Raw genomic sequence first — 24,496 nt, 5'->3', positions numbered from 1 at the left:
ACGATCGATCATGCCCGCATCAGTCTTCGGGGTGGTGCTGGGTACACCCCCGCCGGGGCGGGGGCTCCAGCGTCCGACCGGTGCGGACCGCGGCGGCCTCACCCCCGTCGAGGCCGCCGCGGCCGGTCAGTAGCCCACGGTGAAGCGGGCACGGCGGTGCGCGGGCGTCTCGACCTCGTCGAGGAGCGCGACGGCCAGGTCCTCCATGGAGATCGCCGAGTTGCCGTCGGCGTCCACCAGCAGTTCGTCCCGTCCGAGCCGGAACCGGCCGGTGCGCACGCCCGGTTCGAGCAGCGCGGCGGGGCTCAGGTAGGTCCAGTCGACCTCGGCGCCGGCCGCGCGGTAGGCCTCGTACTGCTCGGTGCAGGCCAGTGCGATCGGACGGATCGCGGCGGGGAAGCCGGGGTCCTCGACCAGGGTCATCCCGCCGGCGCCCGGGACGGCGAGGCTGCCCGCGCCGCCGACCGCCAGCAGCCGCACGCCCGTACCGGCCACGCCCGTCAGCAACCCCTTCGTGGCGAGGGCCAGTTCGTGCTCGCTGCCGGGCGCCGGGCGGGTGGCGGTGACCAGCACGTCCTGCCCGGCGGCTATCCGGGCGACGTCCTCGGGGTTGCGGGCGTCGCCGACCACGAGGGTGACGGTGGCCGGCAGGCCGTGCGGCTTGGCCGGGTCCCGTACGACGGCGGTGACCTCGTGGCCGCGGGCGGTCGCCTCGGCCACGACCCGGCCGCCGACGTTGCCGGTGGCGCCGAACACGGTGATGCGCATGGGGGTTCTCCTCGGAATTGATGCGTGGTGCGTGGTGTGGAACGCGGACCGGGATGTCCGCGACGGGTGCGGGGTCAGGCGTTCTCGCGTACGGACGGTGTGGTGGCCGGGTGGGCCACCGAATCCGGCTCGGGCTGCTTGGCGGTGCCGGGCCGCTGGCTCTGGGCGGCGGCCAGCGAGCCGAGCACGACCAGCGCGCCGAGGGCCTGCAGCGGGCTGAGGTCCTGTCCGAGGGCCAGCCAGCCGAGCGCGGTGGCGACCACCGGGCTGAGCAGGGCGAGGAAGGAGACCGAGGTCGGGGTCAGCGCCTGGAGCCCGCGGAACCAGAGCGCGTAGGTGAGGGCCGCGCCGATCAGGCACAGGTAGGTGTAGCCGAGCAGGTTGGCGGCGCTGTAGTGGGTCGGCGGCGCACCCTCGGTGAGCAGCGCGACCGGCACCAGCATCAGCCCGCCGGCGGTGAGTTGCCAGCCGGTGGTGGCGAGCAGCGGCGCGGGGGACACCCAGCGCTTGGAGAGGACGACGCCGGCGGACATGACCACCGCGCCGCCGAGCGCGGCGGCCACCCCGAGCGCGTCCAGCTTCGCGCCGGCCCGCAGGACCAGCAGGCTCACGCCCGCCACACCCGCGATGCCGGACAGCACGGTGCGCAGGGTGAGCCGGTCGCCGAGGACCGCGGCGGAGAGGCCGGCGGTGATCAGCGGCCCGACGGCGCCGACGGTGGCCGCGATGCCGCCGGGCAGGCGGTAGGCGGCGATGAAGAGGAGGGCCTGGAACGCCCCGATGTTGAGTGCGCCGAGGACCAGCGAGCGCCACCACCAGGTGCCCTGCGGCAGTCGGCGGGTGAGGGCGATCAGCAGCAGCCCGGCGGGCAGGCAGCGGAGGACGGCGGCGAGGAGCGGACGGTGGGGCGGGAGGAGCTCGGTGGTGACGAGGTAGGTCGTCCCCCAGACGGCGGGGGCGAGGGCCGTCACCAGCACGATGGCGAGGCGATGTCTTAGCACTAAGCCAATGTATCTCAGCGCTAAGACATTCTTCGTCCGTTCGGACCGGTGATGTGGCTCACAGTTACCTCACTGCTAAGGAATCCGGGCGCGATCGCCTACCCTGGAGCCGTGGCAGATCATGTGGACCGCGTAGTCGCGCAGTGGGCCGCCGAGCGTCCCGACCTGGACGTCTCCCCGATGGAGGTGTTCGGCCGGCTCAAGCGCCTCTACCGCGTCGTGGACGCGGCACTCAACCGCACCTTCGCCGAGCACGGCCTGGACGCCGCCTCCTTCGACGTCCTGGCCACCCTGAAGCGCAGCGGCCCGCCGTACCGGCTCACCCCCACCGGCCTGATGCAGTCCGCCATGGTCACCTCCGGCGCCATCACCCAACGCCTCGACCGGCTGGAAGCCCGCGGCCTGGTCACCCGGACCCGCAGTGACCAGGACGGCCGCAGCCGTGAGGTCGCCCTCACCCCCGAGGGCCACGCCCTGATCGAGCGCGCGCTGCCCGCCCACCTCGCCACCGAGGTCGGCCTGCTGGAGGGGCTGGACGACGCCCGGACGGCCGCCCTGGTCGACGCCATGCGCACCCTTCTGGCGGCCCTGGGGGACGGCGAGGAGTAGGGGGCGCCCCTCACGGGTTGACCGCGACCGCCTTGAAGAAGGTGTAGTGGAAGGTCCCCTCCGGCCCGGCCGTGCGGCGCAGGTCGGCGATGCCCCGGTCGAAGTCCTCCGGGGTGGTCAGCCCGGCGGCCAGGGCCTCCGCGCGGACGGCCTCGACCATGGCGACGAAGGTCCTGAGGGTGAAGCCCTCCGCGAGCGCCGGGCGGCCGCCGTCGGCGTAGACCGTGCGCGGCCGGACCGTCACCCCGGTGAACCCGGCCGCCGTGAGCAGCGGGTGGAGGCGGCGGCCGAGCAGGCCGTCGCCGCCCCCGTCGGCCTGCAGCCGGACCAGGTGGTCGACGGTGCGCCGGGCCGCCGGGGTCTCCGGGTGGAAGAAGGCCGAACCGTGGTCGCCCTCGATCACCGTGATCGTCCCGCCCGGACGCAGCACCCGGCGCAGCGCGGCCAGCCCGGCCGCCGGATCGGGCAGGTGCTCCAGCACGAAGCAGAGGAAGACGTGGTCGAACGCGCCGTCCGGGAACGGCAGCCGGTGCAGGTCGCCGTGGTGCCAGACGACGTCCGCGGCGGGCGCCTGCTCCGCCACCCGGGCGCGGGCCTGCGCCAGGGACTCGGCCGAGAGGTCCGCCGCCGTCAGCAGGACGCCCGGACTGGCGGCCAGCAGGTGCACCGTCTGCGCCCCCACCCCGCACCCCGCCTCCAGGACCCGGCTGCCCGCCGGGTACGCCGTGTCCGCGTGCAGCAGCTCGACGAGGGTGTCGGCCTGGTCGCCGAGGCGTCGCGCCTCGGTGTCCGAGTAGCCGTGGACGTAGGTCGGGTGCTCGGGCCGAGCCGTTTTCGTGGTCATGGCCCCACCCTGGCGCCACTATGGTCCGGTGAACAGGTCCAAAGCCGTCGCATCGGACAGGTCCAAAGAGGCCGGTGCCGACTTCCTCCAGCTCGACTCCGCCGACGCCCCGCCCGGCGGCCTCACCGACTGGCTCACCCGCCGGCTGCGCGAGGCCGTCGCCGACGGCCGGCTCCCGGCCGGCAGCCGACTGCCCGCCAGCCGGGTCCTGGCGGCCGAACTCGGCGTCTCCCGGGGCGTGGTGACCGACGCCTACCGGCGCCTGGCCGAGGAGGGGCAGGTCACCGGGCACGGGCGGGGCGGCACGGTCGTGGTCGCGGGCCCGGCTCCCGCCGCCCCGCCCGCGCCCGCTCCCGCGGCGCCCTCCCCGGGGCGTACGGCGCCCGCCCTCTACCGCGCCGACCCCGACCCCGAGGTGTTCGACCTCCTGCGCGGCACCCCCGCCCGGATCGACCTGACCCCCGGAGTGCCCGACCTCGCCGCCTTCCCCCGCGCCGCCTGGCTGCGCGCCGAACGCGCCGTCCTGGACGGCCTCGCCGCCCACGACCTCGGCTACGGCGACATCCGCGGCACCCCCGCCCTGCGCCGGGCCGTCGCCCACTGGCTCGCCCGCAACCGGGGCGTCCGCGCCGACCCCGACGAGATCCTGATCGTCGCCGGGACGGCCCAGGCCCTCGCCCTGCTCGGCCGGGCCCTCGAACGGGCGGGCATCAGCGAGGTCGCGGTCGAGGACCCGGGCTCGCTCGGCGCCCGTCAGCACCTCGCGCACTGGCTGGCCGCCACCCCGCCCGTCCCGGTCGACGCCGAGGGCATCCGGGTCGACGCCCTGCGCGCCACCGGCGCCCCGGCCGTCCTGCTCACCCCCGCCCACCAGTACCCGACCGGCGTCGTGCTCGGCGGCGACCGCCGGCGCGAACTGCTGCGCTGGGCCGCCGAGGGCGGGCTGGTCATCGAGGACGACTACGACGCCGAGCACCGCTACGACCGCCCGCCCGTCCCCGCGCTGCGGGCCGCCCTGCCGGAGCGGGTCTGCTACGCGGGCAGCGTCTCCAAACTGCTCGCCCCCGCCCTGCGCACCGGCTGGCTGCTGGTCCCCGCCCGGCTGCGGGAGGCCGTCCTCGACGCCAAGCGCTTCGCCGACCTCGGCAACCCGGTCCTGCCGCAGCTCGTCCTCGCCCGCCTGATGGAATCCGGCGAACTCGACCGCCACCTGCGGCTGCTGCGCCGCCGTCACCGCCGCCGCCGGGACGCGATGATCGCGGCCATCCGCACCCACCTGCCCGGCGCCACCGTCCACGGCGCGGCCGCGGGGCTCCACCTGATGCTCACCCTGCCGGAGGAACTCGGCTGCACCGACACGGAGTTGGCCACCGCCGCGCTGGCCGCCGGGGTGAAGACCCAGCCCCTCTCCTGGCACACCCGCCTCCCGTGCCCGCCCGGCCTGGTCCTCGGCTACGCGGCGGGCTCGCCGCCCGAGCTGACCGAGGGAATCGCCGTCCTGGGCCGGCTGGTCCGCCGGGCGGGGTGAGCACCCCGGGGGTGAGCGGGGCCGGTGGGTCCCGCCGGGTGCCGAGTCGAGTACGCGTACTCAGGCCACGGGCGGGCGGCTACTCATGTGGCGGCCGGCCGCCCCCGGCAGGATTCCGGTCATGGAGAACGGTTCCCGCACCATCGGACGCGGCCGCAAGGCGGCCTACCTGCTCACCGGCCTGGGGCTGTCGGCCGCGCTGGTCTGCGGCGCGGTGGCCTTCGGCCGCGCCTGGGAGGGGGAGCCGTACCCGACGGCCGACCCGGCCGCCACCGCCGAGCAGCTGAACGGCCGGGTGCTGGCCGTCTACGCCGCCCTCGGCCTGCCGCAGACCGTGGTGCGCGACCCGCAGGACAGCGGCGGCACCGAGGCGGACGTCTACGGCTGCCACCGCCGGGGGCTCGCGCACGCCGTCGACGGCCTGGACAGCTCCGCCCCGCCCGAGCCCCGCACCGCGGCGATCCGCTCGCGCCTGGCCGTCAAGGGGCTCACCGACCCGCAGGGGGAGGCGGCGCTCGACCGCGCGGGCCGGACCCTGGCCGGCCAGGGCTGGACGGTCACCTCGTCCCGGGAGTTCGGCGCTCCCGTTCTCGCCCTGAAGCCGCCGGCGCCGAGCTCCGGCGTCCTCGGCGGTGTCTCCGTCTCGTACACCAGCGGCTACCTCCGCATCAGCGCGGGCGCGGAGTGCGCCCGCTACCCCGGCGGCACCGCCGTGGACTGGGAGGGGAAGCCGCAGGGCCTGCCCGGCCTGGTCGTGCCGGTGGAGCTCCGTCGGTCCTGAGGGCCCGGAGGCCTGCCTCCGAGGCGACGGATAGGTGATGCGGCGTCCTCTGCGGCCCGGAGTCGTGACGTTCATGTCGGAAAATCGGAGGAATCCGGTGCGAGGCGGACTCGCGGACCGGACTGCTGGGTACGCTGACGGCCCGTAGGGCCCGCCCCTCGGATCCTGGCCGGGCCCGCTGTCGACCCAGGAGACGTGATGGCCCCCTTCCGACGAGTCGCCCGGTTCGGGGCGGTGCTGGTGGTCCTGGGCGCCGCGCTCGGGTCTGCCTCGCTCGGCTCGGCCTTCGTCTCCCGCACGCCGACCCCCGAGAGGACCGTGCCGATGGCCGCCCAGAAGCAGGAGGACTCCCGTGTGCTCGCCGGCCGGCGGATCGTGCTCTCGTACCCGGGCCCGACGCCGCCGCCCGAGGTGCTGCGGACGATCCGGGAGGGCCGGGCGGCCGGGGTGATCCTGTTCGGCGAGAACGTCACCGGTCCGGAGCAACTCGCACGGGCCGTGGAGGAATTGAAGCGGGCGGCGGCCGAGGCGCCGCACCCCCGGGCGCTGCTGCTGATGACCGACCAGGAGGGCGGCAAGGTCCGCCGACTGCCGGGCGGGCCCGAACTCTCCGCCCGCCGCGCCGGATCGGCGGCCGACCCGGTCGCCACCGCGGCGGCCGCCGGAGCCGGCGCCGCCCGGACGCTCGCCGACGCCGGGCTCAACGTCAACCTCGCCCCGGTGCTCGACGTCTACGACACCCCGGACAACTTCTCCGACCACGCCGAGCGCTCCTTCGGGCAGGACCCCTCCAGGGTGGGGGAGTTGGGCAGTGCCTTCCTCGCGGCCCAGCAGGGCCTGGGCGTGGCCGCGACCGCCAAGCACTTCCCGGGCCTCGGCGCCGCCGCCCGCGACGAGAACACCGACGCGGGTCCGGTCACCGTCACCGTTCCGCTGGCGCAGCTCCGGTCCCGGGGCGAGGCGCCCTACCGGTCCGCCATCGCGGCGGGCGTCCGGCTGGTGATGGCCTCCTGGGCCGTCTACCCGGCACTGGACCCGGAGCGCCCGGCCGGGCTCTCGCCCGCCGTCATCCAGGGCGAGCTCCGCGGCCGGCTCGGCTTCGGCGGCGTCACCGTCACGGACGCCATGGAGGCCGGTGCCCTCGCCCCCTACGGCGGTACCGGCGACCGCGCGGTCGCCGCGGCCGAGGCCGGCATGGACCTGCTGCTCTGCTCCGCCCGCGACCCGCGGCAGGCCGAGGACGCCACCGAGGCCCTGGCCGCCGCCCTCGACTCCGGCCGCCTCGACCGCGCCGCCTTCACCGCCGCCGTGGCCCGCGTCGACGCCCTCCGGACCGACCTGGACTGACCGCGGCCGACCTGGGCGGGCCTGCGCTGACCCGGGCTGACCCGGGCGTTCACCCGGGCTCGACGTGGACGTCACCCGGGAGACCCCGGAGCTTCGGCAGCCCCGGGGCGATCGCGCCATCGAAGGTCAGATTTCGGTCGAGGCGACACTTCCAAGGGTAAAAGCGAATCAGGGGATAGGAATCGCATGGCAAAGTCTCTGTCGTGGGCCTGTGAAATGTCACATGTGCCACGCCACCTGTCCTTGAACCGTCCTCGAACCCTCCCAAGGAGGAGCTCATGAACCGCATCGCCAGGATCGCCGCCGGTGCCGCCGGTGCCGTCGCCCTGCTCGCGGCGCCCGTGCCGGCGTTCGCCTCGGCGCCGGCCGCTGCTGCCGCCACCACCGTGACCACCTGCGGGTGGTCCGGTCTGCAGGCCGGGCTGTCCACCAAGGTCTGCGCCGACGTCACCGGCAACAGTGTCGTGCTGTACGGGCAGATCGGGCTGGCCGGGCCGCCGTCGCCGGGCACGCCGTGGCCGCCGGCGCCGCAGGAGCTGCTGACCCGGCTGACGGCCGACGTGGCCGGGGGCAACTCGCTCGGTGCGGTGAGCGGGCGCGCCGTGTTCCAGGTCAGCACCGTGCGGGTCGACGGGATCACCGCGACTGTGCCGTGCGGTTCGACCGTGCACGCGTCCTTCTCCGTGGAGTCGTTCTACCGGGGACCGTCCCCGGTGACGGTCGATGTGCCTGTAGTCTGCTGACGGCTCGTCACCGTGACTGCCGAGCCCGGGAGTTGGCAGCGTCCCGGGCTCGGCTTCGTGCTGCCCCGGCGCGGCCGCGGCTGTGACGCCGGTCACCCGGGCGCGGGCGCCGGGGGCCGCCCGACTGTGACGACTTGAAGAAATCTTCATCTGTCGCGATGATGCCTACCGGCCGCGGCACCGACCCCGCCCGGCCCGGACGATCACCCAGCCGGATTCGAGGGAGGAGCGCGGACGATGCCGGTCCCGCTGTACCAGGCCAAGGCGGAGTTCTTCCGCACCCTCGGCCACCCCGTGCGGATCCGGGTCCTGGAGCTGCTCCAGGACGGCCCCCGGCCGGTGCGCGAGCTGCTGGCGGAGATCGAGGTGGAACCGTCCAACCTCTCCCAGCAGCTCGCGGTGCTACGACGCACCCAGCTGGTCACGGCCACCCGTGAGGGCAACACGGTGGTGTACGCGCTCAGCACCCCGGACGTCGCCGACCTGCTGCGCGCGGCGCGCCGGATCCTGACCGAGCTGATCACCGACCAGGGCGCGCTGCTCACCGAGCTGCGCGCGGCCGGCGGCCGGCCGGCCCGCTGAGCCGCGCCCGGCCCGTCCGCCCGAACCGAGGAGAACCACCCGCGATGAGCGACAGCACGAACGAGGAGAAGAGGCGCCGCAAGGCGATGCTGATCCGCGCCGGCATCTACATCTTCGCCACGCACCTGTTCGCCGGCTTCGTGCTGCTGCTCTTCGCGCTCGGCGACCGGAAGTAGCGCGACCGGAGCCGGCGCGACCGGGGCCGGCGCGACCGGAGGCGGCGCGCTCCGAAGCGCCGCTCCCGTTCACGGCGGCTCCCCCCAGGCGGCTCTCCCCCCGGGGGCGGCGCTCCCGTTCAGCGCCGCGGCCCGGTGTCCGGCACCAGGTAGCGGTCGCTGGTGCTGGTCCAGGCCTGGACGCCCGCGACGAGTTCCCGGGTGCCGTCCAGGTACCAGCGCCCCGCCGGGTGGCGGTGCCGCAGCTCGCGGCGCAGCTCCTCGTTCTCCCGGCGCAGCCGGGCCACCCGGTCCCGCACCGCGCGCACGGCCCGGCTGCGGGTGCAGCCGCGGGCCCGCTGCAGGGTGAGCACGGTGTTGAAGGCCGCCGCCGACTGCCGTTCCTCGCGTTCCAGCGAGTAGAGGTCGTTGATCAGCGTGGCGGCGTCGGCGGTGTTGGCGCGCAGGCGGTGCAGGGCGGGCTCCGCGTGCAGGGCGGCCGGGGCATCGGCGCCGTGGACCCGTTCCAGTATGTTCATGAACGGGTAGAGGCAGCTGCCGTGCCGGCGCAGCCGCATGGTGTCGGGGAGGCCGAGGCCGTGGGCGGGCACGGTGCCGCGGGCGCGGTGGTCGGCCTCGGCGGGGAAGGTGGCGAGGCAGGCCCGCCACTCGCGGGCGGCCCGGGCGCGCCACTCGGGGGACATCGACGCGCTCTGGCGGCTCCACAGCTCCCGCCAGGAGTCGACGAGCGGGCCCCCGGGCGGGGTGCCGTCGTCGTCGAGGACGGCGATCAGCGGGTCGACCAGGGCGTGCGCCTCGGCGGGGCGGCCGCCGGGGGTGCCGTCGAAGCGGTCGTCCAGGATGGTGAACCAGCCCAGCACGTCGACCAGCAGGTCGAGTTCGGCGCCGCGGGCGCGGGGGAAGGAGTGGCCGATCAGCTCGTGCAGGGCGTAGGCCTGGTAGCCGGGCAGTTCCGCCGGGGTGAGCAGGCCGTGGCGGAGCACCCAGTCGGCGTGCCGGTCGGCGGCGGCGCGCAGTTCACCGGCCGGGCGGGGTGGCCGGGGCCGGGCCGCGAGGGCGGAGGGGGCGCCGGTGAGCGGACAGCGGCCACCCGGTACCGCCGGTTCGGAGCGGGAGGGCGCCGCACCGGTGCCGCTGCTGCGGGTCGCACCGTCGGCGCGGGCGGCCCGTTCCCCGTCGGCGGCCCGCTGTTCGCCGGTGGCTCGTTCCCCGTCGGTGGCCCGCTGTTCGCGCGGCGCCAGCCGGACCCGCAGCCCCTGGGCCTGGACGGTCGTCCAGACCACCTCCCGGGCCCGGGAGCCGGGCAGCGCCTCCGGCCGCCAGCGCCGCAGGATCGCGGCCGCCGCGACCGTCAGCTCGGCCCAGGCGAAGGCCTCCCCGATGCACTTGTGCTTGCCGGCCCCGAAGGGCAGGAAGGAGGGCCGGCCGGCGCCGCCGCCGTCCTGCCAGCGGTCGGGGCGGAAGCGCAGCGGTTCGGGGTAGCGCACCGGGTCGCGGTGCAGCGCGGTGAGGCTGTAGAGCAGTTCGGTGCCGGCCGGGATCCGGTAGGGGCCGAGTTCGACCGGGACCCGGGCGGTGCGCATCAGGAAGGCGTTGGGCGCGTGCAGCCGCACCACCTCCTGGGTGACGCCGCGGGTGTAGGAGAGCCGGGCCAGCGCTTCGGGGGTCGGGACGGTGCCGGCGGGCAGGTGCTGGTCGAGCTCGGCCAGCACGCGGGCCTCCACCTCGGGGTGGCGCAGCAGTTCGTCGAGCAGCCAGGTCAGGGTGGTGGAGACGGTCTCGGTGCCGGCGCCGAACATGGTGATCGCCTCGGAGCGGACGTCGGCCTCGGTGAGCGGACGGCCGGTGGCCGGGTCGGTCGCGGCGCGCAGCAGGGCGGGCAGGGTGGCGCGGCCGTCCTCGGAGCGGGTGCTCGCCGTACGGCCGTCGACGGCCTGGTCGACGACCCGGTTGAGCACCCGGACGGCGGCGTCGAAGCGGCGGTTGACGGGCAGCGGGAGCCGGGCGAGCGAGGGCTTGGGGTAGAGGGACTGGACGATCTGGCCCTTCACCATGTCCGGCAGTGCCCGGTGGAAGGCGAGGGTGGCGTCCTCGCTGAGCCGGGCGTCGAACAGCGAGCGGGTCACGATCTCCAGCGCGAGGTGGTTCATCTCCTTGGCGACGTCGAGGACTTGGCCGGGGCGCCAGCGCCCGGCCCGCTCCTCGGTGACCTGGTGCATCACGGCCAGGTACTCGCCCATCCGGTCCGGGCCGAAGGCGGGCTGGAGGGTCCGCCGGCGGTCGCGGTGGGCCTGGCCCTCGGACATCAGCAGGCCGTCGCCGAAGGCCGTCCTGAGGGTGTCCTGGACGGCGCCGCGCGGGCAGTCGTGGGCGAGCGCGACGAGCAGGGTGTGGACCAGCCGGGCGTCGGTGACGACGCAGACGGTGCGCGGTCCGAGCCGGATGCGCACGACGCCGCCGTGGCGGGCGAGTGAGCCGAGGAAGCCGAGCGGGTCGCGCAGCAGGGCGGCGGCGTGCCCGAGGCCGGGGAGCGCACCGGGGGCGAGCGGGGGGACGGCCGCGCGGGCCAGGGGGGCGGGGCGGGGCTCGGTTCTCGGCGGGACGATCCGTTTCCGGGTCTCTGTCAGCAGGGTCATGACACTACCTCTCACGGAGGGGACGGTGCGGGCGGTGCCGGGAGGGCGCCGGCGGGCCGGCCCGCGGGGCGGGGACCGGCCAGCGCGGACCCCGCGCGCACCCCAGCTGGAGGGCGCACGCCATGGCAAACGCGCCGGTCCCACGGGCGTTGCGCCGAACGCGCGGGGATCACTCCAACGGCGGAACTCCCCGACCCGTCCGCGCCCGCCCGCAGAGCCGGTGTGACCTGCGCGGATGTCAGGGGCCGGAAGGCCCGCGGCAGGGCCGGACCGGAGGGTCTTTGGACCCTCGCCGCACGGCCGCGCGAGGGCCAGCATGGTGCCGGAGAAGGAGGAAGCCGATGACCCGTCCGCGCCACCGGCCCGCGCTCGACGTCCGGGTGGAGATCCGCGGCGAACTGCCCCGGGAGGACGCCGAGTACGCCAGGGCCCGGGTGCTGGAAACGGCCCGGGGCCTCGCCCCCGGCACCCGCGCGCTGCGGCTGCGGCTCACCCGCACCCGCGACCGGTCGGTCACCCGGCCCGCGCTCGCCCAGGCGCAGGCCGACCTGGACGGCGTCGGGCCGGTACGGGTGCAACTGGCCACCGGGACGGCGCGGGAGTCCGTCGACCTGGTACTGGGAACGCTCGCCGGGCGGGCCGTCCGGCTGCGCGAACAGGGCGACATCGGCTTCGCCGTCACGTACGAGAGCGCCTACCGGCCGCAGTTCGCCGACCGCCCGCTGTCGCGGCGCCGGATCGCCCGGCACAAGGCGGTGGTGCTCGCCCGCCGCACCCCCGGACAGGCCGCACGCGAACTGCTCGCGCTGGACCGGCGGTTCCACCTCTTCGCGGACGGCGAGACCGGACGGGACGCCCTGGTGCGGCGCTGCCCGCCGAACGGCGCCGCGCGATCGTGCACGGCGGGCGGCGGCGCCCTGCCCCCGCTCGACCTCACCGAGGCGGCCCGCCGGCTCTGGCTCACCGGACGCCCCTTCCTCGCTCACACCGCCCCGGAGGGCGGGCGGATCCGGGTGCTCTACCGCCGCTACGACGGCCATTACGGCTTGATCGAACCGGTGTCGGGCGGCCGGATCGGGGCAGGAACCCTGTCGACACCGAACTGACACGGCGACGACACGACCGCACACGGGTACGCCACGAACGCCGCTCCTCCGGCACTCGGGCGCCCCGCCGTTACACGAGCTCCAGTACTCCAGTTACTCCACGTATCTCCAGTACTCCAGTACTCCACGAAACGAACTCCGCGAACGCCGCGGACTCCACGACAGGGGGCCGGGACCATGGACTGCGACGAGGTCATGCTGACCGTCCGGATCACCGCCGCCGAGCGGGCGCTGCTGCGCGAACTCGCGCGCGGGCACGGCGGCGACGTGTCCGACGTGGCGGTGGACGGCCTGCTGGAGGTCATCCCCGCGCTGCACGACGACGCCTCCGCGCTGCCGCTGCTGCGCGTCCTGGCGAGACCCGCGCCCTTCGCGCTCACCCTGTGGCTGCCGCGCCGGTCGCCGACCTGCTGCCGTTGCTCGGCGAGCGGCTCGCCCGGACCGGTGGGCCCGCCGCCGGACCGGCCAGCGCCGCGCTCTCCGCCGCCCTGCGGCTCTGGCTGGCCGGCGACCGCGTCGCCCTGGCGGGCGCGCTGGCCCGGCTGCACGGCGGTTGCGGTCCCGCCGGGGCGGCGGCGCCCTTCGGCCCCGGGCCGGTGCGGACCGCGGCCTGACCCCGGGTCCGAACCCGACGGGATCGACCGAACTGACGGTGTGTCATATGCCGGTGGCCGATGGCATGTCAGGGTCGGAAAACGGCCTGGTCAGAGAGCTGGTCAGGGCCTCCCGGGAGGTCTAGCATTCCGTCACGGCCGATGGAGTCACAACGCCCCGGGGCTCCGTCCGGGTGGCCGCCGCCACCCCCGTGCCGGGGAGCGCACACCCCCCGAATGCGCTCCCCGGCTCCGCCGTGTCCGAGCCCCGGTCGCCGCGCCCGCCGAGGGCCGCGCCGGCCGTGCCCGCTCGGGGCCGCGGCCACCCGGTTCGAACGCGTCGAAGATTTTCGCAAGAGGTTTCTGTTATCGCCGGTCGTCCCGTTTGCTCTCCGGAGTGTCGGAAGGCCTGGACCCCCTCACCACAGGGCCCGGGCCATCGCACGAGGAAAGGAACGCGATGGGACACCGGAGCAGCGAGCTTCGCCGGCGCAAGCGCCGCAGGCTCACCCGCAGGAGCGCCCTGGTCGCCGCAGCGGTGGCGGCAGGGCTGGTGGCGGGGACGCTCGGCATCCGCACCGCGCTGGAGCCGGCCTCCATGCACAGTGCCGTTTCGGCCGCGGCCGACGCGGTCGACAACTCGGGGTCGCAGGCCGGGCTGGTCGGCGACGACGGCGGGCCGGGGGAGACCGGCACCGCCGAGGGGGCCACCCAGGCGCCCGCCCCGAAGCGGGACCAGAAGGCCGCTCCGCTGAAGGCGATACCCAAGGACGAGCCCGAACGGGGCCTGGTCTACGCCGGATTGAGCCTGCCGGGCAGCGACCGCTGCGGCGGCACGCTGGAGGTCACCGGCAGCACCCAGTGCAGCCACGGCCCGGACGTGCCGCCCAAGGGTGTGGACATCCGCCAGGACGTCCCGCCGGTCGCGGCCCCGGCCGCCCAGGCGCCCTCGCTCACCCCCGCGGCCGGAGCCCAGCCGCCCGCCGCCGCCGACCTGCTGAAGGGCGTCGCGCCCGTCCTGGACGCCACCCAGAAGGCGCTGCTCGGCGGTTCCGGCTCCGGCACCGCCGCCGACGCCGCGCCGGTCGGCGCGGCCGCGCCCGCCGGGTCGAAGCTGGTCTGCGAGGGCGACGGCAGCAGCGGCAACCGCGTCCAGGCGGTGTACGTGCACGGCCCGGGCAACGACCGCTTCGCCCAGTACCTGGCCTCGTTCAAGAAGTGGGCCGCCGACGTCGACGTCATCTACAACGCCAGCGCCGCGGAGACCGGCGGCGAACGGCACGTCCGCTTCGTCACCGAACCCGACTGCAGCGCCTCGGTGCTGAACGTGCAGATCTCCGACTCCGAGATCCAGGACTTCAACGCGAGCAACCGGGCCCTCGCCGCGCAGGGGTTCAACCGCAAGGACCGCAAGTACATGATGTTCACCGACGCCAAGGTGTACTGCGGGATCGGCACCTTCGCCGGCGACGAGCGCCCCAGCCAGGACAACCTGAGCAACTTCGGGCCCTCGTACGGCCGGACCGACTCCGGCTGCTGGAGCGGCAGCACCGCCGCCCACGAACTCGGCCACAACCTGGGCGCGGTGAACAACAGCGCGCCCAACTCCAGCAAGGCCGGGCACTGCGTCGACGAGTGGGACATCATGTGCTACTCGGACGCCCCCAACTACCCGCAGATGCGGACCGTCTGCCCGGATCGCGCCCATGACGACCGGCTCGACTGCAACCACGACGACTACTACAACACCGCCCCCTCGCCGGGTAGTTACCTCACCACGCACTGGAACGTCGCCAACAACCGCTTCCTCATCGCCGGTGGCGGCAGCGGCCCGAACCCGACGCCCACACCCACGCCCACGCCCACCCCGACTCCGACCGGCACGCCGACCCGCACGCCCTCGCCGTCCCCGACGCCCACCGGTGGCACCACCCCCTCGCCGACCGGCTCCCCGTCGCCGACCGCGACCCCGACTGCGACCCCCACGCCGACCGCGACCCCCACGGCGGGCGACACCGGCCCCGCGGTGAGCGTCAGCCAGGTCACCCAGAACTCCGCCATGCTGAGCTGGACCGCCGCGCCCGCCGCGGCCGGCTACGACGTCCTGCTGAACGGCCAGGCGATCGGCACCGTCCGCTCGACCGTGGTCGGCGTGGTCCGCCTCGCCCCCGGCACCTCGTACACCGTGGCCGTCGCCGTCCGCGACGCCGCCGGTGCGGTCGGCAAGCCCGGCCGCGCCGCCACCTTCCGTACGGTCACCGACGCCGGACGCCCGCAGCCGGGCACGCACTACACCATGGTCAACGGGCTCACCGGGCAGGCCGCCGACCTGTGGGGCAGCTCGATGAACGACGGCACCGTCGCCATCGCCTACCAGCGCACCGGTTACGCCAACCAGAAGTGGCAGTTCGAGGACGCCGGGAACGGCGCGGTGCGGATCAAGTCCGCGCGCTCCGGCAAGTGCCTGCAGCTCGGCGGCGCCCCGGTGGCCGGCCAGTACGTCGCCCAGCAGCCGTGCTCCGACGCGGCCGCGCAGAAGTGGCAGCTGAACGCCGCCGAGGGTGGGTTCACCGTCACCGCGGACGGTGGCTCGCTGGTCCTGGGGCTCAGCAACCGCTGGTACTACGGTGGTTGGCTGCTGGAGCTGCAGCAGGCGAACGGACGGCCGTACCAGAACTGGTCGCTGCAGAAGACCACCTGAGCCGGCCCCTGAGCCGGACGGCGGGCCCGTACGCCCGCGCGTCGTGATCCGACGAGTCGTCGCTCCATGAGTCGTCGCGTCGCGAGTCGTTGCTCCCATGAGTCCGCACGCCGTTCGGCTCCCTACGCCGGGCGCGGCCGCCACCCGTTCCGGGGCGGCCGCGCCCGGCGCCTCCGCTTCCCGCACCCGCCCCCCACACCGCCACGAGGAATGCCCGTCATGCGAACCCGCCAGCTCCTCGCCGCCTGCGCCCTCGCGGTGGCGGCCGTCCTGCCCGCCGCCGCACCGGCCGGCGCCCACGGCGACAGCGTCCACCTGGACGTCACCGGTCAGCAGAACGGCCACGTCAGCACCTTCGCCACCTGGGAGAACGACCACGACCCGGTGACCGAGGACTTCGCCGGCACGCTCTCCGCCACCGCCGCGGACGGCCGGGCGGTGGGCCCCTGGCGGCTGGTCGGCGTCCCGGGCCGCCCGGGGACGTACACCACCAGGGAGATCCTGCCCGCCGGGCACTGGCAGGTGACCGTGGACTGCGCCTTCCCCTCGCTCGGCCACGCCCAGCGCGAGCTCGACGTGGCGGACGCCGTCATCAACGACCCGGTGCCCGCGGGCACGGCGGCCGCCTCGCCGTCGGCCGGGGTGCCGTCAGCCGGGTCGCCGTCGGCCGGGGTGACCGCCGGGCCAGCCCCGGTGCCCACCGTCGGGCCGGTGCCCGAGCCCGCTCCCGCCGGGTCCGCCTCCGCCACCGCGACCGCGACCGCCGTGGAGACCACCTCCGACTCCACCACCTGGGCCGCGGTCGGCACCGCCGCCGCGGCCGTGGTCCTGGTCGGCACCGGACTCTGGCTCCGCCGGCGCCGCCGGGCCTGAGCCGCCGGTCCGGGGGCCGTCCCGACCGGTGGGGCGGCCGCGCCGGGGAACCGCCCGGGCACGAACGGACGTCCTTCCCGGTCACCGGGCGCCACCGGGCACCCGGCCGATCGCAAGGGAGCAACCGCGGATGAAGAAGGTCCTGATCACCGGCGGCGCGGGGTTCATCGGCAGCACGGTGGCGTCCGCCCTGCTCGACCGGGGGATCACCCCGGTGGTGCTGGACGACCTCTCCAAGGGCCGGGCCGAATTCGTCGAGGACCGGATCTTCTACCGGGGGGACGTCGCCGACGCCGCCCTGCTCGACCGGATCTTCGCCGAGCACCCGGACATCGAGGCCGCCGTGCACTGCGCCGCGAAGATCGTCGTCCCGGAGTCGGTGGCCAAGCCGCTGTACTACTACCGGGAGAACGTCGCCAAGACCATCGACCTGCTGGAATCCCTCCAGCGCCTCGGCTGCACCCGCGTGGTCTTCAGCAGCTCCGCCTCGATCTACGCCCCCACCCCCGACGCCCGGGTGGACGAGAGCAGCCCGGTCGACGCCAACAGCCCGTACGCGCGCACCAAGCAGATGATGGAGCAGGTGCTCCAGGACTGGACCCGGGGCGAGGGGGCCGAGCACCAGCGGGTCATCACCCTGCGCTACTTCAACCCGATCGGCGCCGACCCGCGGCTGCGCACCGGTCTGCAGGACCTCAACCCCAGCCACGCCCTCGGCAAGCTGATCGAGGCGCACTCCACCGGCGCCCCGTTCACCGTGACCGGTGTCGACTGGGCGACCCGGGACGGCTCCGGCATCCGTGACTACGTGCACGTCCAGGACCTCGCCGAGGCGCACGTCGCGGCGCTGCTCCGCTTCGACGAGGTGGTCGCCCCGGACGCGGCGGACCGCTACCGGGTGATCAACGTCGGGACGGGGGACGGCACGACCGTCCGCGAGCTGGTCACCGCCTTCGAACAGGCCGTCGGCGCCGAGCTCGACGTGCGGGAGGCGGGCCCGCGCCCCGGCGACGTGATCGGCTGCTATGCCGCCGTCGACACCGCCCGGGAGCTGCTCGGCTGGCAGCCGCGGCGCGGCATCGCCGAGGGGGTCGCCGACGCGCTCGCCTGGCGCGCCAAGTGGGCCGCCCGGCTCGGGGTCTGACCGGCAGGCACCTCAGCGCCCGGCCGTTCGGCCGCCTGGCCGTCCGGCCGCCCGGCCGCCCGGCCGCCCGGCCCGACGGTCGGGCCCGGACGGCCCGGGCGGGCGGCGTCACTTCACGGCTTCGCCGGACTTCGTCCAGTTGTCGCGCAGGCGGTCCAGGTAGGACTGCGCCTGCGAGCCGATCTTGACGCCCCGGGCGAAGGCCAGCATGTTGCCCGCGCCCGCGTTGTAGCCCAGGGCCACGAGTTCGTCGCGGCTCAGCGGCACGCCCACCTTGGCCGGGAGCTGTGCGGCGAGGTCGTGCAGGTGCCAGGCGGCGGCCTGGACGGCCAGGTCGCGGTCGTCCGGGAGCTCCTCCCACTGGCGGGAGGCGAAGGGACGGCCGGGCTTGGTGTCGTCGAACGCGGCCCGGTGCATGTTGGCGATGCCGAACGAGGCGTCCGGCTTGCTGCGTTGCCAGGCCTTCTCGAGCTCGGGGTCGTGCGGCTTGTACGACTCGTTGTAGAGGATCGCCATCAGCAGCTGCGGGTTGACGCCGGCCTCGGCGGCGAAACGGCGGACCGGCGCGGCGTAGTCGGCCGGGTCGTAGCCGCCGGAGGGCTTCGAGGGCGCGGCGGAGGCACCGGCCGAGGGGGCTGCGCCGGAGGAGGGCGCCGACGCGGCGGCGGACGGCGCGGGGTCGGCGGAGCTCGCGCCGTCGTGGCCGTTGCCGCGGACGAGGCCGAGTCCGGCCACGACCACGACGCCGATCACCACCCAGCGGCCCCAGCCGGGCGCCTTCTGTTCCTCGCTCACCGCTGCCGGTCCCTCCCCGTTCGCCCGTGCGCTCGTTCGACCGCCGTACGGTCGGTCGTGTCCGGCGGCAGGTTACTCGGCGGGCTTCCGGTCGCCGTCGAGGTTGCGCAGGAAGTCCTTCGCCTTCTCGACGCCGGTGTCGATCTGCCCGCTGTACTTGCCGTCCGTACGGTCGTCGATCGCGTCGCCGACCTTGTCCAGGCCCTGCCCGATCACGTCGCCGTGCTCGCGGGCGAGGTCGGTGGCCTTGTCCGCGAGGTTCTTCAGACTCTCAAACATGGTGACGCTCTGCTCCTCTGATGCGTTCCTGATGGTGTGCCGACGTGGCGGGGATCATGACCATCCTAACGACGGCCCGGTGGACGGTTCGTCTGCCGCCGGTCGGCGGCGGGTGACTTCGTCCACAGTGGTTTGTATGCTCCAACCCGTCTTCTACAGAAATGTAGAGGTCGGGACCGCCGCCGGGACCGAGGGCGTCCCGGCATCCGCGGCGGTGCGAAAGCGCCGTCGCGGCCGCGACGATCGAGGGAAGTGCGCATGGCCGGCCAGCGGGCGAGAACGCCGTACCAGGACGCGGGAACCCGCACCGAGGACCGCGCCCTCCCCGCCCAGCGGTCCCGCGTGGACGCGGGCGCGGGGGCCCCGGCCGAAGCCGGGGACACCGGTGCGGAGCGGTCGGCCCGGGCGCAGCGGGCCGGGGTGGCGCGCAGGCGGCAGCAGGCCCGCCGGCGCGGCGGAGCGGTCGCGGTCCTCTCGGCGGTCGGGCTGCCCGTCCTGGGCGGCGTCGCCGACGAGTTCGGCGGGCCCGGCGTCGGCGTCCTCTTCGCGGTGGGCGCGGTGCTCGGGACGGGCGCCGCGGCGGCGGTGTGCAGCCGGCCCGGCCGGTGGTGGGTGGTGACGGCGGCTCCGGTCGTGGTGCTGCTCGCGGCGTCGGGCGTGGAGTACGCGGCGCACGCCGACAAGTACCGGGGCCGGAACCTCGGCACCGGCGCGCTGCGCTGGGTGGTCGGGGCGTTCCCGGTGATGGCGGCGGCGGCGGGCGTGGCGCTGCTGGTGGTCGTCGCCCGGTGGTGGCCGACCGCCGACGAACCGGCGGCGCGGGTGCCCCGACCGGCGCGGGTGACCCGACCGGAAGGAGCCGTCGTGCCTGAGCGCAACCGGAGCCGCGGCGGCAGCGGTGGCGGCCGCACGACGGGCCGCTCGACGGGCCGCACGGGAGACGCGCCCGGACGTGACCCGCGCGGACGTGACCCGCGCCGCGGCCCCGCGCCGCTGACCCTGGCCGGGCGGACCCTGGCCTGCACCGTGTCCGTCGCCGTGCTCGGCGCCAGCGGCTTCACCTGGTACGAGTACCGCAGCCTGGACGACGGCATGATCAAGTCCACCGCCCTGAGCGAGGCCAAGAAGAACGCCCCGCCGCACCTCGACAAGTCCGTCAACCTGCTGCTGATCGGCCTCGACAGCCGCAAGGACATGGACGGCAACGACCTGCCCAAGCAGTTCGTGGAGGACGAACTGCACGCCGGCTCCAGCGAGATCGGCGGCTACAACACCAACGCCCTGATCGTGCTGCACATCCCGGCCAACGGGGGCAAGGTCACCGCGCTGTCCGTCCCGCGCGACGACTACGTGCAGACCGTCGGCGCCGACGGCAAGATGCACAAGATCAAGGAGGCGTACGGCATCGCCAAGGAGGCCTCCGAGCAGAAGCTGGCCGGCAAGGGGCTTTCGAAGGCGGAGCTGGAGCGGCAGAGCCGGGAGGCCGGCCGCTCGGCCACCATCCAGACCGTGCAGAGCTTCCTGGACGTCCCGATCGACCACTTCGCGGAGGTCAACCTGATCGGCTTCTACGACATCGCCAAGGCGGTCGAGCCGATCCAGGTCTGCCTCAACCACCCCGTGGACGACCCGATCGTCGCCCGGACCGCCACCCACGAGGGCGGCGGCACCGGCCTCAAGCTCCCGGCCGGGATCAGCTCCCTCAACGCGGCCCAGGCGCTGTCCTTCGTCCGCCAGCGCCACCACCTCACCAACGGCGACCTCGACCGCACCCACCGGCAGCAGGCGTTCATCTCCTCCGTCGAGTACAAGCTCAAGCAGCAGGGCATCCTGAACGACTTCGGGCAGATGCAGAAGCTGTTCGGGGTGGTGAAGAAGGACGTCGTCATCGACAACGAGTGGAACATCCTCGACTTCGCCCAGCAGGCGCCCAACCTGACGGGCGGCAACGTCGAGTTCAACACCCTGCCGATCTCGGGCTTCAAGACGGTCGGCGGGCAGGAGGTCAACACCGTCAACCCGGAGCTGATCAAGAAGATCGTCCGGCAGCTGTTCAACCACGAGCCGGCGCCGGCCGCCCCGGCCGCGGCCCCGGGCGACACCGCGGGCGACGGGGCGGCGTCCCCCTCGGCTGCCGCCGCAGCGTCGGGGGCCGCCGGCGCGTCCGGCACGTCCGCCTCGCCGAGCGGGCCCGCGAAGGCGGTGGTCGACGTGAACGCGGCCGCCGGCGCCGGCGCGGCCTCCAACGAGTCCAAGGCGCTGGCCGAACTCGGCTACCAGGCGGGCAGGATCGGCGACGCCCCGGCCAGGACCAGGACCACCACCGTGGCCTACGGCAGCGGCGCGAAGGCCGACGCCCAGCAGCTCGCCGGCCGCTACGGCGTCACCGCCGTGTCCTCCGGCGCCGTCGCACCGGGCCACATCCTGGTCACCCTGGCGGCCGGACGCACCCCGACGCCCACCGCCGCGCCCCCGGGTGCCACCGGGGCCGGCGACCCCGCCGACCCCGCGGCGGGCCTGCCGATGCAGGGACCCGCGGTGAAGGCGGGCGGGATCCCCTGCGTGGACTGAGGGTTGGCGCCCCTGGGCGTCGGTGGTGGGTGTGGGCCGAGCGGCCTTCCCTCCGGTCAGGGGCGCGGCGCCTTCACGCCGTGGACGGCGGCGTACTCCGCGGCGAGCCAGGGGCCCAGGTCGTCCACGAGCAGGGCGAGGACGGCCCGGTCCACGGCGGCGGTACGGGCGGTGGCGGCGGCGAGGCGCATCTGGGCGGCGCGCTCGGGGTAGTGCGCGGCGAAGGCCTCGGCGGAGGCGGTGAGGTCGCTGGTCCAGCCGCCCCAGCGGGGCATCACCAGGGTGAAGCCGGTGCGGACGGTCCGGCGGGTGACGGCCCGGGTGAGCGCGCGGAGCTCGGCGTCGGTGGTGGCGGTGGCCAGCCGTTCGCGCCAGCCGGGGAGCGCCAGGGCCAGGTCGCCGTTGGTCTCCCGGGCGAGCAGGGAGGTGGGGCGGTAGCGGGGGAGCCGGGCGGCGAGGTCCTCGCCCAGGAGCGGGGTGCAGAGACAGGCCACGAACCAGCCCAGGTCGTGGCGTTCGAGCTCACTGAGCAGCGTGCCGGTACCGGCCAGCAGCACGCCGACCCCGTCGACCTGGGCGAACTCGCCGTCGAGCGCGGCCTCGACGGCGTCGGCGTCCGCCCGGTCCGCCGCCGTCGGCTCCCGGTGCAGGGCGAGCAGCAGGTCGAGGTCGGAGACGCCGGGGACGGCGGTGCCGCGCGGGACGCTGCCGTAGAGGTAGGCGCTGTGCAGCCGCTCGGGGCCGAAGGCGGCGGCGATCCGCGCCCGGGCGGCCTCGACCACCGGAGCGAAGGCGGTCTGCACCAGGGCCGGTGAGCCCTCCCGTGCGATGCAGCCGTCGGCGTCCAGCCCCTGAGCGGTGTCCATGGTGGGCACTATGCCCGGGTCCGCACGTTCCTGACCAGCGAATATCCGGCGCCGGAGCCGAGTTGTCAGTGGTGCGTGCAAGCATCCGTCGCACACGAACACGAAGGGCCGGCAGAAGGACCGGCGCCGGGCACGAGGGGATCGGCATGGGCACCTGGGACATCGGACACTTCGACAACGACACGGCGGCGGACTTCGCCGACGGCCTGGACGGGGCGGCGCCGGGCGAGCGCGCTGCGCTCCTCCTGGTGGCGCTGCGGAGCGCCGCCGGGGCGGGGGAGTACCTGGAGTACGACGAGGGCGTCGAGGCGGTGGCCGCCGCCGCGCTGGTGGCGGCGCAGTGCCCGGGCGGCGCGCCGGTCGACAGCGCCTACGGCCCCCGGGAGGCGATACCGGTGCCGGCCGCCGAGCTGCGGGCGCTCGCGGTGGAGGCGCTCGACCGCGTGGCGGCGGAGGAGTCGGAGCTGGCCGAGTTGTGGGACGAGGCGGCGGACGGCGAGGCCTGGCGGCGGGCCCTGCGGGCGCTGCGCGACGTCCTGGAGCCGGTGCCGCCGACGACGGACGTGCCGCTGTTCGAGCTCTGAGCGTTTGTCACCGGCGGTCGGCGGTCGGCGGTCGGCGGTCGCCCGTACCTGGAGTACGTGCTCACGGCGTTGCGCCAGTGGGGTGACTGCTGATTCCTCGAGGAGGGAGAGACCCGGGCCCGTCCGGGTGCTGCTGCCCTGAGACGGCGGCCTCGGACGTGCCGATGCCACCGGCCGGGGGTCGGACGGTGGCAGCGGGCGGGGGAGGTACGCCGGATCAGCTCGGCGTGGGGGTCCCTGTGGTCGGGCAGGGCGGCAGGCTCGACGGCGCGGTGGTCGCACAGGTCGCGACCGGCGTTTTCGGGGTGGTGGTCGTCGCTGGGGCCGACACGGTGATGGTCGGCTTGCTGCTGGCCGTGGTGGTGCCGGCGCTCGTCGTCGTGCCCGTGGCGGTCGTGGTCGTGGTGGTCGAGCCCGAGGTCGTGGACCCGGAGGTGGTCGAGCCTGAGGTCGTGGACCCGGAGGTGGTCGAGCCTGAGGTCGTGGACCCCGAGGTCGTCGAGCCTGAGGTCGTCGAGCCTGAGGTCGTGGACCCGGAGGTGGTGGACCCCGAGGTCGTCGAGCCTGAGGTGGTCGAGCCTGAGGTGGTGGACCCCGAGGTGGTCGAGCCTGAGGTGGTGGACCCGGAGGTGGTCGAGCCCGAAGTGGTCGACCCGGACGTGGTCGACCCCGACGTGGTCGAGCCCGAGGTGGTGGCCCCCGTGGTCGTCGGCTTCCCCGAGGTGGTGGAGCCCGAGGTGGTCGTCTTCCCCGACGGGGTGGACGGCTTCCACTGCTCGGCCGGCGGGATGCCCGGCACGAGCCCCTTCGGCGGCTCGACGTGCTTGTCCACGATCTCGATCCGCCCGGTCAGCCGGGAGAACCAGCCGCCGGTCTCGAAGTTCACCAGGATGATCTCGGTCACCGGCTTCGGGGCCGGCACCACCACGACCAGCGTGTTCGGATGGAAGCCCGTCCAGGTCTTCCCGGTGTACTTGGCGTTGCTCACCAGCTTCGGCGGCTGCAGCGGGTTGCCGCAGGCGCAGCGCACCCGGGGAACGCCCTGGGCGTCCACCAGGACGGCGGTGCCCGCCTGCAGTGCGGACTGGTACTCGACCACGGCGCCGCTCTTGTAGCTGTGGTTGGTCACCCGGGCGTCCACCCGCAGGTAGGACGGCGTCAGCGAGCGCAGGTAGCCGGGGATGTCGGCCTGGTTGATGCCGGCCCCGGAGGCCCAGGCGCGCCCGGTCTCCCCGGTCGAGACCATGCCGATCAGGCGCTCGGTGTCGCAGCTGGACTTGCCCATCGTTCCGCCGTACAGCCCGGCGGAGCTGCCCTCGACGCTGTGCAGGGCGGTCGGCGAGCTGTTCTTGGACGTCGCGCCGCCGGTCTGCGGGGGCGCCGAGGTGGCGGGAGCGGGGGCGCTCACCCCCTGGGTTTCCACCGACGGGGTGAATGGCGCCGGCCCCTGGTCGGACGGCCCCTGCGCCGCCACCTCGTTGGCGGTCGGGATGGCCTCGTTGTGGCTGCTCTGGTTGTTGACGATCAGCACGGTGGCCACCACGGCGACCACGAGGGTGCCCGCGGCCAGCGCCAGTCCCTTCCCGGAGTGCCACCACGGCGTGGGCCGCCTGCCGCCGGAACCCCCGGAGCCACCGGAGGATCCGGGTGGGCCCGAGGGCGGTGGGGGTACGGTCGGCGGTCCGGCTGCGCCGCCGCCGGAGGGGCGGCCGGCCAGCGGGCCGGACGGGGGACCGGAGGGAGGGCCGTACGGCGGCTCGCTCGGCGGGCCGGCGGGAGGCGGTTGGGAGGTCATCGAGGCTCCGTTTCGCAGGCGGCCGGCGATCACGGCCGGCACAGGAAGCTCCTGCCACTGGTTTCCTTTCTCCCCCGGTGTTCCGCTCGCCGCAACAGCAGGTCGCCCGGACGTCGCCGAGCGTGCGCACCTCCCGTCGGCCACTCTGGAAGCCGGTCGGCCCGACGAGCCGGA

The 24,496-nt window shown here is 75.1% G+C and carries 22 protein-coding genes; 14 read left to right on the top strand and 8 right to left on the bottom strand.

What is annotated here, in order from left to right; all coding sequences use genetic code 11:
* Positions 1 to 126 precede the first annotated feature (126 nt).
* Both ACYP53_RS32370 and ACYP53_RS32365 read right to left on the bottom strand, forming a co-directional pair.
* Positions 127 to 768 (bottom strand): NAD(P)-dependent oxidoreductase, encoded by a 642-nt coding sequence (locus ACYP53_RS32370; protein ID WP_459650063.1) that lies wholly within the window; start codon positions 766 to 768, stop codon positions 127 to 129.
* A gap of 74 nt (positions 769 to 842) precedes the next feature.
* Positions 843 to 1,769, bottom strand: coding sequence for an EamA family transporter (locus ACYP53_RS32365; protein WP_459650062.1), 927 nt, complete (start codon positions 1,767 to 1,769; stop codon positions 843 to 845).
* A gap of 111 nt (positions 1,770 to 1,880) precedes the next feature.
* Here ACYP53_RS32365 and ACYP53_RS32360 point away from each other — a divergent pair, with 111 nt between their 5' ends.
* Entirely contained in the window at positions 1,881 to 2,378 is a 498-nt protein-coding gene (locus ACYP53_RS32360; protein ID WP_189921935.1) for a MarR family winged helix-turn-helix transcriptional regulator, read from the top strand.
* Positions 2,379 to 2,388: 10 nt separating this feature from the next.
* Here the strand turns inward: ACYP53_RS32360 and ACYP53_RS32355 are convergent, their stop codons facing one another.
* Positions 2,389 to 3,222: a methyltransferase domain-containing protein gene (locus ACYP53_RS32355; RefSeq protein ID WP_459650061.1), complete on the bottom strand. Its 834-nt coding sequence runs from the start codon at positions 3,220 to 3,222 to the stop codon at positions 2,389 to 2,391.
* 28 nt (positions 3,223 to 3,250) lie between these two features.
* Here ACYP53_RS32355 and pdxR point away from each other — a divergent pair, with 28 nt between their 5' ends.
* The 6 genes from pdxR to ACYP53_RS32325 all read left to right on the top strand — a co-directional run bounded on the left by pdxR (position 3,251) and on the right by ACYP53_RS32325 (position 8,379).
* The gene (pdxR, locus tag ACYP53_RS32350; protein WP_459650060.1) at positions 3,251 to 4,750 is read left to right on the top strand and encodes a MocR-like pyridoxine biosynthesis transcription factor PdxR; all 1,500 of its coding nucleotides are present in this window, start codon (positions 3,251 to 3,253) and stop codon (positions 4,748 to 4,750) included.
* A 121-nt stretch (positions 4,751 to 4,871) separates the two neighbouring features.
* Positions 4,872 to 5,531, top strand: coding sequence for a hypothetical protein (locus ACYP53_RS32345; RefSeq protein ID WP_459650059.1), 660 nt, complete (start codon positions 4,872 to 4,874; stop codon positions 5,529 to 5,531).
* 198 nt (positions 5,532 to 5,729) lie between these two features.
* Positions 5,730 to 6,878 (top strand): glycoside hydrolase family 3 N-terminal domain-containing protein, encoded by a 1,149-nt coding sequence (locus tag ACYP53_RS32340; RefSeq protein ID WP_459650058.1) that lies wholly within the window; start codon positions 5,730 to 5,732, stop codon positions 6,876 to 6,878.
* 278 nt (positions 6,879 to 7,156) lie between these two features.
* Positions 7,157 to 7,621 (top strand): hypothetical protein, encoded by a 465-nt coding sequence (locus tag ACYP53_RS32335; protein WP_189921927.1) that lies wholly within the window; start codon positions 7,157 to 7,159, stop codon positions 7,619 to 7,621.
* 237 nt (positions 7,622 to 7,858) lie between these two features.
* Positions 7,859 to 8,203: an ArsR/SmtB family transcription factor gene (locus ACYP53_RS32330; protein ID WP_189921925.1), complete on the top strand. Its 345-nt coding sequence runs from the start codon at positions 7,859 to 7,861 to the stop codon at positions 8,201 to 8,203.
* Positions 8,204 to 8,247: 44 nt separating this feature from the next.
* Positions 8,248 to 8,379 carry a DUF6126 family protein gene (locus ACYP53_RS32325; RefSeq protein ID WP_229928993.1) on the top strand — a complete coding sequence of 44 codons (132 nt, stop codon included), beginning with the start codon at positions 8,248 to 8,250 and terminating at the stop codon, positions 8,377 to 8,379.
* Between the two features lie 119 nt (positions 8,380 to 8,498).
* On the opposite strand, the gene ACYP53_RS32320 is transcribed toward ACYP53_RS32325, so the two are convergent.
* Positions 8,499 to 11,015, bottom strand: a complete 2,517-nt coding sequence (locus ACYP53_RS32320; protein ID WP_459650057.1) for a cytochrome P450 — start codon at positions 11,013 to 11,015, stop codon at positions 8,499 to 8,501.
* 341 nt (positions 11,016 to 11,356) lie between these two features.
* Between ACYP53_RS32320 and ACYP53_RS32315 the strand changes: the two genes are divergently transcribed.
* From ACYP53_RS32315 to galE, 5 genes are all read left to right on the top strand, one after another.
* Entirely contained in the window at positions 11,357 to 12,121 is a 765-nt protein-coding gene (locus ACYP53_RS32315) for a sigma 54 modulation/S30EA ribosomal C-terminal domain-containing protein (RefSeq protein WP_459650056.1), read from the top strand.
* Positions 12,122 to 12,504: 383 nt separating this feature from the next.
* Positions 12,505 to 12,735, top strand: a complete 231-nt coding sequence (locus ACYP53_RS32310; protein ID WP_459650055.1) for a hypothetical protein — start codon at positions 12,505 to 12,507, stop codon at positions 12,733 to 12,735.
* A gap of 439 nt (positions 12,736 to 13,174) precedes the next feature.
* A complete protein-coding gene (locus ACYP53_RS32305; RefSeq protein ID WP_459650054.1) occupies positions 13,175 to 15,415 on the top strand; it encodes an RICIN domain-containing protein in 2,241 nt (746 codons plus the stop codon).
* A 219-nt stretch (positions 15,416 to 15,634) separates the two neighbouring features.
* Positions 15,635 to 16,288 (top strand): hypothetical protein, encoded by a 654-nt coding sequence (locus ACYP53_RS32300; protein WP_459650053.1) that lies wholly within the window; start codon positions 15,635 to 15,637, stop codon positions 16,286 to 16,288.
* A 130-nt stretch (positions 16,289 to 16,418) separates the two neighbouring features.
* On the top strand, positions 16,419 to 17,432 hold the full coding sequence (gene galE, locus ACYP53_RS32295) for a UDP-glucose 4-epimerase GalE (protein ID WP_459650052.1): 1,014 nt from the start codon (positions 16,419 to 16,421) through the stop codon (positions 17,430 to 17,432).
* Between the two features lie 108 nt (positions 17,433 to 17,540).
* Here galE and ACYP53_RS32290 read toward each other — a convergent pair whose 3' ends face one another.
* Both ACYP53_RS32290 and ACYP53_RS32285 read right to left on the bottom strand, forming a co-directional pair.
* Entirely contained in the window at positions 17,541 to 18,227 is a 687-nt protein-coding gene (locus ACYP53_RS32290; RefSeq protein ID WP_459650051.1) for a transglycosylase SLT domain-containing protein, read from the bottom strand.
* A 72-nt stretch (positions 18,228 to 18,299) separates the two neighbouring features.
* On the bottom strand, positions 18,300 to 18,506 hold the full coding sequence (locus ACYP53_RS32285) for an antitoxin (protein ID WP_189921907.1): 207 nt from the start codon (positions 18,504 to 18,506) through the stop codon (positions 18,300 to 18,302).
* Between the two features lie 258 nt (positions 18,507 to 18,764).
* Here ACYP53_RS32285 and ACYP53_RS32280 point away from each other — a divergent pair, with 258 nt between their 5' ends.
* On the top strand, positions 18,765 to 21,077 hold the full coding sequence (locus ACYP53_RS32280) for an LCP family glycopolymer transferase (RefSeq protein ID WP_459650050.1): 2,313 nt from the start codon (positions 18,765 to 18,767) through the stop codon (positions 21,075 to 21,077).
* A 56-nt stretch (positions 21,078 to 21,133) separates the two neighbouring features.
* Here the strand turns inward: ACYP53_RS32280 and ACYP53_RS32275 are convergent, their stop codons facing one another.
* On the bottom strand, positions 21,134 to 21,943 hold the full coding sequence (locus ACYP53_RS32275) for a nucleotidyltransferase (protein ID WP_459650049.1): 810 nt from the start codon (positions 21,941 to 21,943) through the stop codon (positions 21,134 to 21,136).
* A gap of 146 nt (positions 21,944 to 22,089) precedes the next feature.
* Between ACYP53_RS32275 and ACYP53_RS32270 the strand changes: the two genes are divergently transcribed.
* Positions 22,090 to 22,527: a DUF4259 domain-containing protein gene (locus ACYP53_RS32270; RefSeq protein WP_459650048.1), complete on the top strand. Its 438-nt coding sequence runs from the start codon at positions 22,090 to 22,092 to the stop codon at positions 22,525 to 22,527.
* Between the two features lie 217 nt (positions 22,528 to 22,744).
* On the opposite strand, the gene ACYP53_RS32265 is transcribed toward ACYP53_RS32270, so the two are convergent.
* Positions 22,745 to 23,812 (bottom strand): DUF6777 domain-containing protein, encoded by a 1,068-nt coding sequence (locus ACYP53_RS32265; RefSeq protein WP_459650937.1) that lies wholly within the window; start codon positions 23,810 to 23,812, stop codon positions 22,745 to 22,747.
* Positions 23,813 to 24,496 lie beyond the last annotated feature (684 nt).

This window comes from Kitasatospora sp. Ki12 (assembly GCF_054601375.1).
The sequence above is the reverse complement of the archived record's forward strand: the minus strand, read 5'-3'. Positions and strand labels throughout refer to the sequence as shown.